The sequence below is a fragment of the Sphingomonas beigongshangi genome (genome assembly GCF_016820445.1).
Taxonomy (GTDB): domain Bacteria; phylum Pseudomonadota; class Alphaproteobacteria; order Sphingomonadales; family Sphingomonadaceae; genus Sphingomonas; species Sphingomonas beigongshangi.
Genome location: NZ_JADHDT010000004.1, coordinates 98,209 through 113,296 on the forward strand (window position 1 = coordinate 98,209; position 15,088 = coordinate 113,296).

14 protein-coding genes, 1 tRNA gene and 1 pseudogene are annotated in these 15,088 nt (G+C 68.9%); 12 read left to right on the forward strand and 4 right to left on the reverse strand.

The features are described from left to right. Nucleotides 1-2,418 carry an ATP-binding protein gene (locus IQ292_RS08265; RefSeq protein WP_203309852.1) on the forward strand — a complete coding sequence of 806 codons (2,418 nt, stop codon included), beginning with the start codon at nt 1-3 and terminating at the stop codon, nt 2,416-2,418. Between the two features lie 58 nt (nt 2,419-2,476). Further along, the gene (locus IQ292_RS08270; protein WP_203309853.1) at nt 2,477-2,863 is read left to right on the forward strand and encodes a response regulator; all 387 of its coding nucleotides are present in this window, start codon (nt 2,477-2,479) and stop codon (nt 2,861-2,863) included. 4 nt (nt 2,864-2,867) lie between these two features. Here IQ292_RS08270 and IQ292_RS08275 read toward each other — a convergent pair whose 3' ends face one another. Continuing rightward, entirely contained in the window at nt 2,868-3,728 is an 861-nt protein-coding gene (locus IQ292_RS08275) for a methyltransferase domain-containing protein (protein ID WP_203309854.1), read from the reverse strand. 22 nt (nt 3,729-3,750) lie between these two features. Here IQ292_RS08275 and IQ292_RS17900 point away from each other — a divergent pair. The 7 genes and pseudogenes from IQ292_RS17900 to IQ292_RS08305 form a co-directional block, all read left to right on the forward strand. Further along, a pseudogene (locus tag IQ292_RS17900) lies at nt 3,751-3,909 on the forward strand (double zinc ribbon domain-containing protein); the annotation flags it as partial. A 126-nt stretch (nt 3,910-4,035) separates the two neighbouring features. Next, the gene (locus IQ292_RS17905; protein WP_420853672.1) at nt 4,036-4,488 is read left to right on the forward strand and encodes a ComF family protein; all 453 of its coding nucleotides are present in this window, start codon (nt 4,036-4,038) and stop codon (nt 4,486-4,488) included. Nucleotides 4,489-4,519: 31 nt separating this feature from the next. Then, nucleotides 4,520-4,777, forward strand: a complete 258-nt coding sequence (gene grxC / locus IQ292_RS08285; protein ID WP_203309856.1) for a glutaredoxin 3 — start codon at nt 4,520-4,522, stop codon at nt 4,775-4,777. 7 nt (nt 4,778-4,784) lie between these two features. Then, nucleotides 4,785-5,606 carry a nitrilase-related carbon-nitrogen hydrolase gene (locus tag IQ292_RS08290; RefSeq protein WP_203309857.1) on the forward strand — a complete coding sequence of 274 codons (822 nt, stop codon included), beginning with the start codon at nt 4,785-4,787 and terminating at the stop codon, nt 5,604-5,606. Further along, nucleotides 5,603-6,040: a DUF1178 family protein gene (locus tag IQ292_RS08295; RefSeq protein ID WP_203309858.1), complete on the forward strand. Its 438-nt coding sequence runs from the start codon at nt 5,603-5,605 to the stop codon at nt 6,038-6,040. Before IQ292_RS08290 ends, IQ292_RS08295 begins: the two co-directional genes overlap by 4 nt. Before the next feature lie 68 nt (nt 6,041-6,108). Beyond that, a tRNA-Arg gene (locus IQ292_RS08300) sits at nt 6,109-6,185 on the forward strand. Nucleotides 6,186-6,338: 153 nt separating this feature from the next. Beyond that, nucleotides 6,339-7,961: a M28 family peptidase gene (locus tag IQ292_RS08305; protein WP_203309859.1), complete on the forward strand. Its 1,623-nt coding sequence runs from the start codon at nt 6,339-6,341 to the stop codon at nt 7,959-7,961. A 49-nt stretch (nt 7,962-8,010) separates the two neighbouring features. Here IQ292_RS08305 and IQ292_RS08310 read toward each other — a convergent pair whose 3' ends face one another. Further along, on the reverse strand, nt 8,011-10,197 hold the full coding sequence (locus tag IQ292_RS08310) for a penicillin acylase family protein (RefSeq protein ID WP_203309860.1): 2,187 nt from the start codon (nt 10,195-10,197) through the stop codon (nt 8,011-8,013). A gap of 28 nt (nt 10,198-10,225) precedes the next feature. Here IQ292_RS08310 and IQ292_RS08315 point away from each other — a divergent pair, with 28 nt between their 5' ends. Then, a complete protein-coding gene (locus tag IQ292_RS08315; protein ID WP_203310077.1) occupies nt 10,226-11,500 on the forward strand; it encodes a metal-dependent hydrolase family protein in 1,275 nt (424 codons plus the stop codon). Nucleotides 11,501-11,600: 100 nt separating this feature from the next. On the opposite strand, the gene IQ292_RS08320 is transcribed toward IQ292_RS08315, so the two are convergent. Continuing rightward, nucleotides 11,601-12,662, reverse strand: coding sequence for an SDR family oxidoreductase (locus IQ292_RS08320; RefSeq protein WP_203309861.1), 1,062 nt, complete (start codon nt 12,660-12,662; stop codon nt 11,601-11,603). A 91-nt stretch (nt 12,663-12,753) separates the two neighbouring features. Here IQ292_RS08320 and IQ292_RS08325 point away from each other — a divergent pair, with 91 nt between their 5' ends. Beyond that, nucleotides 12,754-13,134, forward strand: a complete 381-nt coding sequence (locus tag IQ292_RS08325) for a winged helix-turn-helix transcriptional regulator (protein WP_203309862.1) — start codon at nt 12,754-12,756, stop codon at nt 13,132-13,134. 29 nt (nt 13,135-13,163) lie between these two features. On the opposite strand, the gene IQ292_RS08330 is transcribed toward IQ292_RS08325, so the two are convergent. After that, complete coding sequence (locus IQ292_RS08330; protein ID WP_203309863.1) at nt 13,164-13,583, reverse strand: hypothetical protein; 420 nt, start codon at nt 13,581-13,583, stop codon at nt 13,164-13,166. Between the two features lie 392 nt (nt 13,584-13,975). Here IQ292_RS08330 and IQ292_RS08335 point away from each other — a divergent pair, with 392 nt between their 5' ends. Further along, on the forward strand, nt 13,976-15,085 hold the full coding sequence (locus IQ292_RS08335) for a lactonase family protein (protein ID WP_203309864.1): 1,110 nt from the start codon (nt 13,976-13,978) through the stop codon (nt 15,083-15,085). Nucleotides 15,086-15,088 lie beyond the last annotated feature (3 nt).

Genomic DNA, 15,088 nt, shown 5'->3' on the forward strand with positions numbered 1-15,088 from the left:
ATGCAGGTGACCCGCAGCACGCTGCGCTGTCTTTGCATCGCGATCCTTTTCGTCGCGCAGCCCGTCGCAGCAGCCGCATCGTCTGAACATTTCGACGAACTGATCGCCGAAGCAAGAGCTGCCATGCTCGCCGATCCCAATGTCGCGATCGTTAAGGCGAAAGATGCGGAACGCTTTGCCGACACGCGACCCTCGTCGGCGCAACGGGAAATCATGCGAGCCACGGCATTGTGGCTTCGCGGCGAAGCACTGCTACGGCTTAACAAAGGTGCTGCCGCCAAGCCTCTCATCGCCCAGGCTTTGGCGATTGCAACGCGCCTTTCGCCAAAGTCGAAGCTTCAAGCCGACCTCCTCCTTTCGGACGGCTGGATCAACACCGCCGAAGCGAATGTCGCCAAAGCGCTCGTCGATTATCAGCAGGCGCATGCGTTGTTCGTCACGCTTGGCGAAGTGCGCAGCCAGTCCAAGGCGCTTCAGTCCATCGGTGCGCTCTACAGCAGCGCGCGAGACTTCAACAATGCGCTGAAATATTATGATCAGGCTATTGCGGCCTACAAGGCCGACCCGAACCTGTTGCTGTCCATCTACAACAACCGCGGCAATGCCCTGCGCGAACTGCGGCGCTACCGCGAGGCGGAGCAGCAGTTTCGCGAAGCCTTGAACCTGGCCGACTCGATGCAAAGCCCGATGCTGCGCGCGACCGTGCTGGGCAACATCGCCGAGACACAGCTTGCGGCCGGCAACGTGGCGGGGGCGCAGCGCAATATCGACGAGGGCCTGCGGCTCGCCAAGCAGCCGGAAGCCGCGGCCTTTCGCTCCTTGCTCGACTCGCTCGAGGCACTGGCGGCACAGGCCGCGTTGCAGCGAGGCGATCCTTCGGCGGCGGAGCGGTTGATCGAGCAACGCTTCGCGGGGCAGGATCTCGCGCGGACGACCGTCCTCGACCGGCCGGCGTTGAAGACCGCCTATGACGTCTATCGCGCCGTCGGGCGCGACGACCGTGCGCTTGCCCACCTGAGCGCGCTCAAGCGGCTCGACGACGAAGCGACCGACCTGGCGCGATCCACGAATGCCGCGCTGATGGCGGCGCGCTTCGATTTCGCGAACCAGGAACTGCGGATCGCCAATCTCCAGCGCGACGAAGCGCGGCGGAACGTCGCCTTCGCTCAGGCGCGTGCGCGGACGCAGCAGACGATCTTCATCGGGGCCGCGGCTGCCACCGCGCTCCTGATCGCGATGCTTGCGATCGGCCTGTTCACCATCCGGCGCAGCCGCAACCAGGCGCGGGCCGCCGCGGCCGACCTTGCCCGGAGCAACCGTGCGCTGGGCAGGGCGCTGGCCGCCAAGACGGAGTTTCTGGCTACCACCAGCCACGAAATCCGTACGCCGCTCAATGGTATTCTCGGCATGACGCAGGTCATGCTCGCCGATCCCGCATTGCCGGGTCATGTGCGCGAGCGCGTCGCGGTCGTCCATGGCGCGGGCACGACGATGCGCGCGCTGGTCGACGATATCCTCGACGTCGCGAAGATGGAGACCGGCAACCTGACCATCGAGGCCGTGCCGTTCGACCTCGCCGCGATGCTGATCGAGGCGAGCCGCATGTGGGAGGAACAGGCGCGCGCGAAGGGGATCGCCTTCGAGCGTGACCTGGGCGACGCGCCCGTCCGGATCGTCGGCGACGTCGCGCGGGTGCGCCAGATCGTGTTCAACCTCATGTCGAACGCGCTGAAGTTCACCGCCGAGGGACGCATATCGCTTCATGCCGTCGCCGTCGGCGATCGCCTCCGCATCATCGTGGCGGACACGGGCATCGGCATTGCAGCCGACAAGCGCGACCAGATTTTCGAATCCTTCCAACAGGCGGACACGAGCACGACGCGCCGCTTCGGCGGGACGGGGCTTGGCCTTGCCATCTGCCGGAACCTCGCCCGCGCGATGCAGGGCGACGTGTCGGTGGAGAGCGAGCCGGGCGTCGGATCCCGCTTCATTCTCGACCTGCCGCTGACGAAGGCGGAGGACGCGGACGCCGATGCGATCCGCCACGGTCCGGCCGCGATGCTGGTGGTGGATCGGGGGCCGATCTCGCGTGCCATGTTGCGCTCGATCGTCGCGCCGCACGTGGCCGACGTGGCCATGGCGGCGAGCGTGGACGAGGCCCTCGAACGACTGGCGGCGGGGCCCGTCGCGCGCCTGCTGGTCGACATATCCGTGCTGGGGGAGGCTGACGTCATGGCGGCAAGTCTCGAGCGGCTCCGGCTTGCGGCCGGCGATCGGCCCCTTGCATTGCTCGCACCGCCGGATATTCTTTCCGCGGCAAATGGTGTGTCAGTAATTGCCAAGCCGATCAGCGGGATGGCCTTGGTTGCACAACTTTTCACATCCGGCGATCTGCCGCTTGTCTCCAAGGCAGCATGAGGCGTAGACGCGCGAATATGCCTTCGTCGGTGACGCCCAGCGGGCCTGAAAAACGGCCATGAACGTCCTCTTCATCGAAGACGACCGGATGAATCGCCGTGTCGTACGCGATATGCTGGACGTGGCGGGTGCGACGATGGACGAGGCGGAAAGCGCGGAGGAAGGGCTCGCGAAACTGGCGGTCCAGCCCTACGATATGTTGCTGGTGGACCTTCGCATGCCGGGCATGGACGGCATCACCGCGATCCGCCACATCCGCGCGCGCGAGGACGAGCGGGCCGTGGTGCCGATCGTCGTCATCACCGCCGATACGGCGCTGGACCTGCGCGAGCGCTGCCTCGAGGCAGGGGCGGACGAGGTTCTGTTCAAGCCCGTGGCGATGGACGCGCTGTTCGAGGCGATGGGACGTCTGCTCGCCCGGGACTCCGGCGGGATGATCCGCTAGGCGCCTAGTCGCGCGTGCCGCGCAGCGCCTGCGCGAGCGAAGCGGTAGCGCTGCCGCGCCGGGCCGGGCGCGGCTGGGATTCATCGGGTGCCCAGCCCGTCAGGAAGATGATCGAGAAGCGTTCGGTCGTGCGGCCGTCCGGCCCCGCCGCCTCGGCGAAGGCGGCGGCGGCTCGCGCCAGTGCCCCGCGGGAAAGCGGGCTGCGGTTGGCGAGCAGGTTGGTCGCCGCCATGCCGCGCAGATCGTCGAGCAGGCGTCCGAAGCTCGCGTAGCGCACGTCCAGTGTCTCGACATCGGCGACCGGTAGCGTGAATCCGGCGCGTACCAGCAGATCCCCGGCAGAACGGACGTCGATCTGCGGGTGAAGACGCGCCGCAGGCCGATCGCCATCGGCGGCGCGCATCGCGGCCCGCAACGCCGGCAGGCTGCCGGCGCCGAGAAACGCGCCGACGAACAGTCCGTCCGGCCGCAAGGCGCGGCGGATCAATGTCAGCGCGCCCGGCAGATCGTTGACCTGGTCGAGGACGCCGGCGCTCACCACGCAGTCGAAGCTTCCGTCGGCGAACGGCAGGCGATCCTCGTCCGCCTGCAGCCCGCCGGTCGCGCGGGCGAATCCGAAACCGGGATCCAGCCGGGCCATGCGGGCACCGGGCACGATCATCGAGCGGTCGCTCGCGCCGATATCGAGGGCTTCCACGAACGGTCGCTTCACGGCGTCCAGCCGCTCCAGCAACCCTTCGATCATCGCATCGCGGAGAAAGGCGTGTGCGGCGGGATCACCCGCTGCGGCGCGGTCGCGGCGGCGCCGGCGGGCGGCGCGATCGAAAATGTCGGTGGCGGTCACGACGGCGGCTTGTGCCGACATCGGGCGCGGGCGACAAGCGGCTATGTCGGTCATACGCGCGATCGCAGCACGCTGGGCCGGCGCGGCGCTCGCGCTCGCGCTGCCGCCGCGTTGCCCGGGATGCGCCGTGCCGGTGGAGGCGGATCACCGCTTCTGCGCCGCCTGTTGGTCGGGACTGCGCTTGCTGGCACCGCCTTGGTGCGCAGCATGCAACCGGCCTTTTGCATATGACCGGGGAGGGGGTGTGCGCTGCGCCGCATGCGTCGCATCGCCGCCCCTCCATGCCGGCATCCGCGCGGCCGTCGGCTATGGACCCGTGGCACGCGCGATGGCGCTTCGTCTAAAATACGGTGGACGGATCGGCATCGCTGTGACGATGGCGGCACGTATGGCACCGATCGTGCCGGATGGCTTGGACCTGCTCGTCCCGGTGCCGCTGCATCGGTGGCGGCTGTGGAGCAGGGGCTACAATCAGGCGGCGCTGATCGGCGGCGCGCTCGCGCGGCGGACCGGGATACCGCACGATCCGCTTGCCCTGGTGCGAACGCGGGCGACGCCGCCCCTCCGCGACCTCGGCGGCCGGGAGCGGGCACGGACCGTGCGCGGCGCCTTCGCACTGCCCGACGAGGCCCGCGTCGCGGGACGGGCGATCGGTTTGGTGGACGACGTCTATACGAGCGGTGCGACGACCGACGCGTGCACGCGGATCCTGCTGGCGAGGGGGGCCCAATCGGTCACCATCCTGTGCTGGGCGCGGGTTCTGCCCGAAGCCGACGATTGACAAGTGCCCATCCAGTCCACACCTCTCACCCATGGCGAAGGTCGAGATCTATACCAAGGCATTCTGTCCCTATTGCAGCCGTGCGTTGCGCCTGCTCGCGAACAAGGGCGTCGAGCCGGTTGAATATGACATCACCATGGGCGGGCCGAAGCGCGCCGAGATGATCGATCGCGCGAACGGCCGCACGACGGTGCCGCAGATCTTCATCAATGGCGCGCATATCGGTGGCTCCGACGATCTCGCCGCGCTCGACGGGCGGGGGGGACTCGATCCGCTGCTCGCGGGCTGAGGGATCGGTGCGCATCGCGCTTTTCCAGATGACGAGCGGGATCGATCCCGCTGCGAATGCGGGCATGCTGATCGACGCCATCGAGGCGGCGGCGGCCGGCGGCGCGGGGATGATCTTCACACCCGAAATGTCCGGCCTCGTCGATCGCGATCGGGAGCGCGCGGCGCGTTCGATCCGGGGCGAGGGGGATGACCACGTGCTCGCCGCGGTCCGGTCTGCCTCCCGGCAGCATGGGATATGGGTCCATCTCGGCTCGCTGGCGATCAGGCGGCCCGATGGAAGGCTGGCCAACAGGGGCTTCGTGATCGACGCCACGGGTGCCATCCGCGCGCATTACGACAAGATGCATCTGTTCGACGTGGATCTCCCGACCGGTGAAAGCTGGCGCGAATCGGCCAGTTACGCGGCGGGCGAGCAAACGCTCGTCGTCGACACGCCGGTCGGCCCGCTCGGGCCGAGCATCTGCTACGACCTGCGCTTCGGCGCACTCTATGCGGCCATGGCGGAAGCGGGCGCCGATGTGCTGGCCGTGCCCGCCGCGTTCACGCGGCCGACCGGTGCGGCGCATTGGCATGTCCTGCTGCGTGCGCGCGCCGTCGAGAATGCCTGTTTCGTCATCGCTGCGGCGCAGACGGGAACGCACGCCGACGGTCGCGCGACCTACGGGCATTCGCTGGTCGTCGACCCGTGGGGCGAGATCGTGCTTGATATGGGAGAGGCACCCGGACTGGGCTTCGCGGAGATCGACTCCGCCCGCGTCGTCGAGGCGCGATCGCGCATCCCGGTGCTGGCGCATCGTCGCCCCATTCCACGGCCCGCGCGCGCATGATCGTCTTCGATCTTCGATGCGCTTCTGGGCATGTGTTCGAGGCCTGGTTCGGGTCCAGCGACGCCTACGCGGACCAGCGAGCGGCGGGGCAGGTCGCGTGCCCGCTGTGTGGCGATACGGCGGTCGACAAGGCGGTCATGGCGCCAAACATTCCGGCCAAGACGAACAGCCGGCCCGAGCCCGCCGCGCGCGGCGCCGAAGCGGTTAAAGGGCTGTTGCGCGACCTCGCGCAGGCGCAGGCGCGGCTGCTGTCCACCTCGACCTGGGTCGGGGCAGATTTTGCCGATCGCGCCCGCGCGATGCATGATGGCGACGAACCGCACGCGACCATACACGGCCAGGCGTCCGCGGGTGAGGCCAAGGCGCTGATCGACGACGGCGTGGCTGTCATGCCGCTGCCGTTCCCGGTGATCCCTCCCGAGACCGCGAACTGACGTCGCTCGTCCACCGGCAACAGCCGCGATTGACCCGCGCGGGCCACGAACCTAGGAACGGCGACGTTGCCCCCGTAGCTCAGCCGGATAGAGCGACGGTTTCCTAAACCGCAGGTCGGAGGTTCGAGTCCTCTCGGGGGCACCAAACACGAGCCGGACGCCCGATGTGGCTCGATCCGGGCGGGTGTTAGGCCCCAGCGTAGCCCTTTCACCCCTAAGCCGCTAACATACTCCCGTGCCGCGACATTCCTGCAGCGTGCCGCTTGCGCGCGGAGACGGGACGCGTCAGGCTGGCGGCATGATCCGTTGGCTTCCGCTTCTGCTCCTTTCCGCGACGAGCGTCGCTCCCAATGAACCGCGCGTGCCGATCCTGTCGCCCGACCGCATCAAGGCCGATGTCCGGACGCTCAGCGCCGACGACTTCCACGGCCGCGGCCCAACTCAGGTGGGCGAACCGATCACACTCGCCTTCCTCGAAAAGCGCTTCGCGCAGCTCGGCCTGAAGCCGGAAGGTGACGCGGGATATCGCCAGACGGTGCCGCTGCTGCGCTGGACGCGCGACGCGGCGAGCTTCGATCTGACACTGAACGGTATGTCGCGCGCGCTGCATCCCGGGGTCGAGATCGCGGCCTCGTCGCGCGTCGTGGGGACCAGCGCGCTCGCCGGCGCACCTGTCGTCTTCGTGGGCTATGGCGTGGTCGAGCCGCGGCTGGGCTACGACCCCTATCGCGGCCTCGACGTGCGGGGCAAGGTCGTGGTCGCGCTGGCGGGGGATCCTGACGTAGAGGCGGGTCGCGATTTGGGCTTCGGCGGGCGCGCCTCGAGCCCGGCCGCGCGCACCAAGCTCGCGGAGGCGCAGAAGCGCGGCGCCATCGCGTTCTTCCAGATCCACGATACCTTTCCGTCCAGCTATCCCTGGCTGCAGCTCGCCAATGGCGACGCCGTGCCGGGCTATGCGCTCGACACGGGGACGATACCGCCCGCGTTCGGGATCCGCGGCACGCTGCGCAACGACATCGGCGTCGCCATGCTCCGTACCGCCGGTCTGGATTATGCGCAGGCGAAACGGGCCGCGCAGTCCGCCGCCTTCCGCGGCGTCGAGCTTAAGGGTGTCGCGCTTTCCGGCACTGTGCGCACCAGCCTCGATCGCGCCGTCAGCCACAATATCGTCGGCATCCTTCCCGGTACCGATCCGGCGGGCGGCAGCATCCTCTATGGCGCGCATTGGGACGCCTATGGCGAGAATGCCTTCGATCCGCCGGCGGACCGTATCCGCAACGGCGCCGTCGACAATGGTACGGGCACCGCGACCCTGCTCGAGATCGCGCGCAATTACGCGCGGGCGCCGCGTCTGCGACGAACCGTCGTGTTCGCCCTATGGACCGCCGAGGAAAAGGGGCTGCTCGGCGCGACCTGGTATGCCGACCATCCCGCCCTGCCGCTGGATACCACCGCGGCGCAGTTCAACCTCGATCCGCACGTCGTCCTTGGCCGGACGCGCGATCTGGAGCTGATTGGTGTCGGGCGCACGCCGCTGGAGGCCGAGCTGACGCGGGTCGCGGCGGCGCAGGGACTGCGGATCGTCCCGGAGGAGAATACCGAGGCTGGCTGGTATTACCGCTCCGACCATTATGCCTTCGCCGCGAAGGGCGTACCTGGTGTCTACTTCCGCGCTGGACGCGATCTGGTCGGCGGAGGGCTGGCGGCGGGCGAGCGCGAGCGGGCGCGGTACAATGCGCAATGCTATCACCAGACCTGCGACGCCTTCAATCCGCGCTGGGACATGACCGGCGCGGCGCAGGAGGGCAGCGTCGCCTATGCGCTCGGAAGGGAGATCGCGGGCGGCACGCAATGGCCGGTCTGGAACGCCACGGAGCCCTTCGCTACCGAGCGCGCGAAAAGCGACTCGGCCCGTCGCTGACGACGCTGCCGCGGCGGCGCGCTTCTTCCCGCTTTGCCGAGGTCGCGCGCTACTCGCCGGGATGGTAGCGGCGCTCGATATGCCCGGTGAGCTCGTCGGGGTAAAAATAGATCTGGCGCAACTGCCCTGACGCGTAGCGGGCAATCTGGTCGGCGAAATGCGGGGAGGCGGGGTCGCCGCTCTGTCCGCCGGCCATCACGGCGCTGGCGCGGACGCGGGGGCCGAACTCGACGACGGCGACGAAGCTGTTGCCGCTGGTGCCGTAATAGCGTTTCGTCCCTGGCCACGTCCTCGCGCCGAACGACGCGAGGCTGCCCCATTGGGCGGAGGTGAAGGGGACCGGCAGCGACGGGCGAGCGTCATCGAAATGCGGTTGGATCGCATCGTCGAGGCGCTGGAACCGGTTGATCGTCTGCCAAGGCGTCCGCCACGTGCCAAAATCGCGCGTGAGGCGTGCGACCGCGGCATGCAGCGCCGCGAGCCTGGTCCGCGCGTCGACGCGGGTCGCGATATAGTCCGGCACGTTGATGCGCTCGGCCTGGGCGAAGCTGCCGACCTCCCGCCAGAGCTCGTCGCCCCAAAAGACCGCGAGGCTGGTCGCGATCGAAGGTCCGGCCCAGCGATAATCCCAGTTCGAGAGCGTCGCGATCGGCTCGGCGAGCGCCCGACGGCGCGGATCGCCCGGCGGCAGCGCCCGCCATGCGTCGACCAGGCCTGGCACTAGCCGCGCGAACGCAGGCAGATAGGGATCGTAGGCGGCATCGCGCAAACCGGCAGGCGTCCAGCCGCGCTTGCCCGTCAGCAGCAGGTCGGCGTGCTCGCCGCGCGCGTTGCCGCCGATCTGGTCCATGTAGCGGGGATAATCCTTCGCCTTCGGACTGTCGGGTCCGGCGGCACTCCAGGGCCAGTCGTTTGTGTTGTGCACCCAGCCGACGCGCGGATTGGCGACGCTCGGCAGGCTGGCGAGGCTGTGCAGGCCACGCCAGTCGGTCGCGGGATCGCTGCCGTCGACGGGGCGCGTATAGTCGAACCGCGCGTCGCGCACCGGCATGAACTGCGGCATCAGAAACGCGATCTCGCCGCGGTCGTCGGCGAAGAGCGTGTCGTTCGAGGAATTGGCCTTTCGCTCCGAGACGCGCAGGAAATCGGCGAGATTGGCCGTCTTCGTGCGCAGCCAGCTCTGCTCCAGCGCGGGTACGGGCCGCCACATCAGCGCGGTCGCGATCCAACGACCGTCCTTCGCCGCCACGATCGGGCCGTGATGCGTGCGCCACGTGTCGAAGCGGCGTTCGCCCAAGCTGCCGTCGGCACGGCGATAGCGCAGCGTGACCTTGGCCGCCATCACCGGACGCAGCGTTCCGCCATGGCGGTATGCCCAGCCGTCCGGTCGGCGGATCACGCGCTCGGCGAACTGGTCGACGTTGTCGACGGTCGACGAGGTGTGCATCCAGCCGGCGTGCGCATTGAATCCCTGGTAGACGAAGAACTGCCCCCAGGTGCTGGCGCCATAGGCGTTCAGGCCGGCATCGCTCGTCACCTGCGCTTCGGACCGGAAATAGAAGCTGGTATGCGGATTGATCAGCAACAGGGCATGGCCGTCGCGGGTCAGCCGGGGCGCGATGGCGATGCCGTTCGAGCCCGATGGCTCGCGCGCGACCATGCCGAGCTCTTCCGGGCTGGGCGGAGTCGGCTGCCCGTAGAAGGTCTTGAGGTCGGCAAGCGAGATCCGTTCGATGTCGCCGCCGATGCTGCCCTCGGTGAAGCTCAGCGCCATCCACGGTTCGAAGCGGGTCAGCACCCGTGGCTTCGTCCTGGGATGCGTCGCGAGATAATAATTGAGGCCGTCCGCCCAGGCTTGCATCAGCGTGCGCAGCCAGTCGGGGCTGGCCGCATAGCGTGCGCGCAGATCGTCCGGATCGACGAACAGCCGTTGGCGCAGGTCCGCCCAGATCGCCTCCTCGCCGTCCGCTTCCCCTGTGCGACCGAGCGCGGTCAGGTAATTGGCCTCGACCCGCGCGAAATCGTCTTCCGCCTGGGCATAGGACATGCCGAAGACCGCGTCGGCATCGCTGCGGCCATGGATGTGGGGAATACCCCAGTCGTCGCGCGTGATCGTCACTCGTCCGGCCTCCGCCCGCCAGCGTGCCATCTCGGCATCCGGCGGCGCGGCCGCCGCCGTCGCGAGCAGCATCGTGAGGATCAGCGGATTGCGTGCGCGCGGAAGAAGCCTATCCATGTCCTTGATCTATAACGGGGAGCGGACGATGACCAAGCGCTGGCTGACGGTCGTGGCGGCGTTGCTGCTGGGGGGTGCGACGCTGCCCGCCGAGGAGCCCGTGCCCGCGACCTTCCTGCTGCGGCCGGCGGGCGTGTTCGACGGCGTGGATGGCCAGGTGCATGCCGGCTGGCAGGTGCTGGTGCGGGGTGACAGGATCGTCGCGGTCGGGGCCGCCCTTGCCGTTCCGGCGGGCGCACAGATCGTCGATCTTGCCGGCGATACCCTCATGCCCGGCATGATCGAAGGCCATGCGCATCTCTTCCTCCACCCCTATGACGAGGCGAGCTGGGACGATCAGGTCCTTCACGAACCGCTCGCGCTGCGCACCGCGCGTGCGGTCGCCAGCGCACGCGCGACGTTGCGCGCCGGCTTCACCAGCGAGCGCGATCTCGGCACCGAAGGCGCGGGCTATGCCGACGTCGGGCTGAAGGCCGCGATCGACCAGGGGATCGTCGAAGGTCCGCGGCTACATGTCGCGACCCGCGCGATCGTGGCGCTGGGCGCTTATGGGCCCAAGGGCTTCGAACCCGGCGTGGCCATCCCCCAGGGCGCGGAGGAGGTGTCCGGCACGGAACAGATGGTCGCGGCGGTGCGTCGTCAGATCGCGGCCGGCGCGGATTGGGTGAAGCTCTATGCCGACTATCGCTGGCGAGCGGGCGAGGACTCGCGTGCGACGCTGAGCCTCGACGAAATCCGCGCTGCGGTGGCTGCGGCGCACGATGCGGGGCGACCGGTCGCCGTCCATGCCGCGACCGCCGAAGGCATGCGCCGCGCGATCGCGGCGGGGGTCGATACGATCGAGCATGGCTATGGAGGCACGCCCGCCGTGTTCGCGTCCATGGCGGCAAAGGGCATCGCGCTGTGTCCGACCCTCGCGGCGGCCGATGCGAGCGCGCGCTATCGCGGCTGGACCGGATCGGAGCCAGCCCCCGCGGCGGTGCGCGCCGCGCGGGACAGCTTTCGGCTCGCACGCGCCGCCGGCGTGCCGATCTGCATGGGCGGGGACGTCGGCGTCTATGCGCATGGCACGAACGCGCGCGAGATGGTGCTGATGGCCGCGGCCGGCATGCCCGCGGCCGATGTGCTGATCGCGGCAACGTCAGGTAACGCCCGCTGGCTGCGCGTCGGCGACCGGCTCGGCGCCGTGAAGCCCGGCATGATAGCCGATCTGGTCGCCGTCGCCGGCGATCCGATCCGCGACATCGCCGCGGTCCGGACCGTACGGTTCGTCATGAAGAACGGCGGGATCGTCGTCCGTTAGGGTTTGATCCGGCACCCCTGGAGGGTGGCGGCGGGGGCCGGCAGCGCTTCCACGCAAGCGGATCGGACCCTGCCGTCTGGCGGCCGATCCCGCCCGCCCGTCACGGGATCAGACGGCCGGCGCGCAATCGCTCGAACAGCGCGAAAAAGGCGTCATCGGTGGGCTGATAATCCGTAAAGCCGAGGCGACGGCTCTTCGACATGTCCGTGACCACCTCGATCGGCCGGCCCAGGTCCGCGTCGGTATGCCAGGGCGAGGCGAGGCGTGCGAGCTCGGGTTCGGCAAGCCCCTCCCGCACGGCGATCTCCCGCCACGTACCGGCATCGTCCGCCATCTGCCGCTCCAGCGGTCGAACGACGCCGTCGAACGGCGCCGGCTCCAGCCCGAACCAGTGCGCGATACGACCCCACATCCATTGCCAGCGGAAGACATCGCCGTTGACGACGTTGAACGCCTCGTCATGCGCTGCGGGCGTCTCCGTCGCCCATAGCAGGTGGCGCGCGAGCAGGCCGGCGTCCGTCATGTCGGTCAGTCCCGCCCATTGCACGGCCGAACCGGGGAAGATGAAGGGGCGCCCCGTCTCGCGGCAGAGGGTCGCATAGGTGGCGAGCGTCGTGCCCATGTTCATGGCGTTGCCGACCGCGAGGCCGATCACGGTGTGCGGCCGATGGACGGACCAGGTAAAGCCGTCGCGCCGTGCCGCGGCGAACAGCGCATCTTCCTGCGCATAATAGAAATTCTCCACGTTGAGCCGCGCCTGTTCCTCGCGGAACGGCGTCTGCGGCAGACTGCCTTTGCCATAGGCCTCGAACGGCCCGAGGTAATGCTTCAGGCCGGTGACCAGCGCGACGTGGCGCGGTCGCGTGCGCGGGGGCAGGGCGTCGAGCAGGTTGCGGACCATCGCGGCATTGACGCGGATGTTTTCGGCCTCGCTGTCCTGCCGCAGCCAGGTGGTGATGAAGACCGCGTCCGCATCCACGTCGCGGAGCGCGGTCGCGGTCGCCGCCCGATCCTGCAGGTCGCCGGCGATGGGCCGCACGCCGGGCTGGGTTCGGGGACGGCGAGCCAGTCCCAGCACCGTCCAGCCGCGATCCGCCAGCAGCGCGGCCGTCGCGCCACCGACGATCCCGCTCGCGCCAACCACCAAAGCCGTCTTCGTCATGAGCATCTCCTTGTCGCGGCGGACCTAGGCATCGGAGTGCGGCGCTTCTAGACGGCACCATTTGGGGGCCCAGGCACCAGGAGGTAACCGCATGTCGCCAGGGACGCATGACGACGAATGGCGGGAGGATTGCGCGCCGCGCCGCGTCCTCGAACTGTTCGCGACCAAATGGACCAGCATGGTGCTGCACACGCTCCATGCCCGCCATGCGGGCGTCGCGCGCACAGGCGTTCTCCAGCGCAGCCTGCCTGGCATATCCAAGAAGATGCTGACCCAGACGGTGCGGGAAATGGAAGCGAGCGGACTGCTGAGCCGCCATGTCCGCAGCACCATTCCGCCGATGGTCGAATATCGGCTGACCGTACTCGGCCGGCGGTTCGTCGAGCCCGTCGAATTGCTTTACGCGTGGGGACGCGACAATGCCGATGCGCTCGACCAGCTCGTGCCGAGGCCGAGTTCGCGGCGAACGTAGCGCGTCCTTCAGACCGCCGCGGTCGTGCGTCAGGCGGTTGGATGATCCTCGTTCGCGGCCGCCGCGCCGGCCGTCGCCGCCAGCAGCGTGCCGATATGCGCATGCTCGACCTCAAGATGCCGCATCAGCGTCTGGCTCATCGCGATCATCTCGTCGCGATAGGTCTGCCAGTCGCCCGACACGTCGACGTGCTGCCACCGATCGAAATAGGCGCCGAACGTTTCGCCCATGAGGAGACATTCGCACTTGAGGGCGCGTGCCGTCGCGGATCGCGCCGTGTCGCCTTCCTTGATCACCGGATCGAAGATCGACGCATGCTTGAACCGCTGATAGCGTCCCAGCAGGGCATGGACCCGCGCGCGGTCGGCATGCAGCAGCCGGGCGGCGCTGCGCTGATCGCGTACGACGCAGGATCGGGCGCGCGTGATCAGGTCGACGGCTTCGTGCAAGAAGCGATCGGCCTCGGCCTGGAGGCACGCGGTAGATCCCGATGGCTGGTGGATGAGCTCCATTTCCGCCGCGGTGCATGACGCAGGTTAATATAATCGTACGGTGTCGCGATGGCGCGGTCTGGCGTGCGGTAACGCACCAACGCATAGGGGACGCATGACCCGTCCCCGCAAAGCACCCGACATGCGCGGCTTTCTCGCACTTGCGATCTTCCTCGCCGGGTTCGGCGCGATGATCTGGGCCTTGTCCTCGGCCGCGGGACTGTTCTGACGACCCGTCGGGCGCGGGAGCGGGGCGCGCTTGTCCGCGTCGTGGTGGCTCGATAGGGTCCGACACCTCCCCTGGAAACGGCGCCCACCGCCTTTTCGACACGAAGCGCAAGGTTGCCGTCATGATCGATGATCCCTCCGCCCTGTGGAGCCGCCGCGGCGTGATCGGCGCGGCGGCGGCCGCGGCCGTGCTGCCCACGCGCGCGCTCGCGGCGGCGCCGGAGACCTTGTTCGCCGGAACCTACGCGGCCGAGGGCGGCGCGGGGCTTGTACCGCTCTCGGCCACCTCCAGCGGCTGGACGCCCGGCGTGGCGCGGGCCGCGATCCGTAACGCGTCCTTTGGCGTGCGCAGTCGGGCACGCACGCTGCGCTATCTGGTAGACGAGCAGACCGCGGGTAGCCTGCGCATCTACGATGCGGCGTGGCGGCAGCGGGCGTCCGTGTCTACGCTGGGCGCCGACCCTTGCCACGTCGCGCTTTCGCCTGACGGCGGGATGCTCGCCGCGGCCAATTATTCGAGCGGCAGCGTGGCGACGTGGCGGCTGGACCGGGCCACCGGCCTGCCGCGCGGCGAGGCCATGGTGGTGCGGCACGAGGGACATGGCCCGAACACCGCGCGCCAGGCCGGCCCCCACGCCCATTGGGTCGGCTTCACCGCCGACGGCGCCGTACTGCATTCGGTCGATCTCGGCGCGGACCGCGTCTTCGCGCATCGCATCAATCGCGCGGGCGGCCGGATCGCGGATACCGCCATCGCCTATCAGGCCGCGCCTGGGTCCGGCCCCCGGCACCTGGCGCGTCATCCACACATGCCGGTCGCCTATCTGGTCGCCGAACTCGCCAATACCGTCACGGTGCTGCGCTCGCTACCTGGCGGGCGTCTTGTCGAACATGCGGTCCATTCGACCTTGCCTCCCGGCTTCCGGGGCGAGTCGTTCGCCGCGCATATCGCGATCGATGCGTCGGGAAGGCGGCTCTATGTCTCCAACCGTGGCCACGACAGCGTCGCCGTCTTCGCGATCGACCCTGTCGGGGCGCTGACCCCGCTGCAGCACGTATCCAGTGGCGGGCACTGGCCACGCTTCTTCCGCCTGGTGGAGACGCGCGGCGAGATGCTGGTCGCCAACGAACGGTCGGGCGCGATCGCGCGCCTGCCGCTGCGGCCGGACGGCACGCTCGGCACGGCGGCGGGCGCCTTGCGATTGCCCGGCGTCGTCTTCCTGATCGACTAGGAA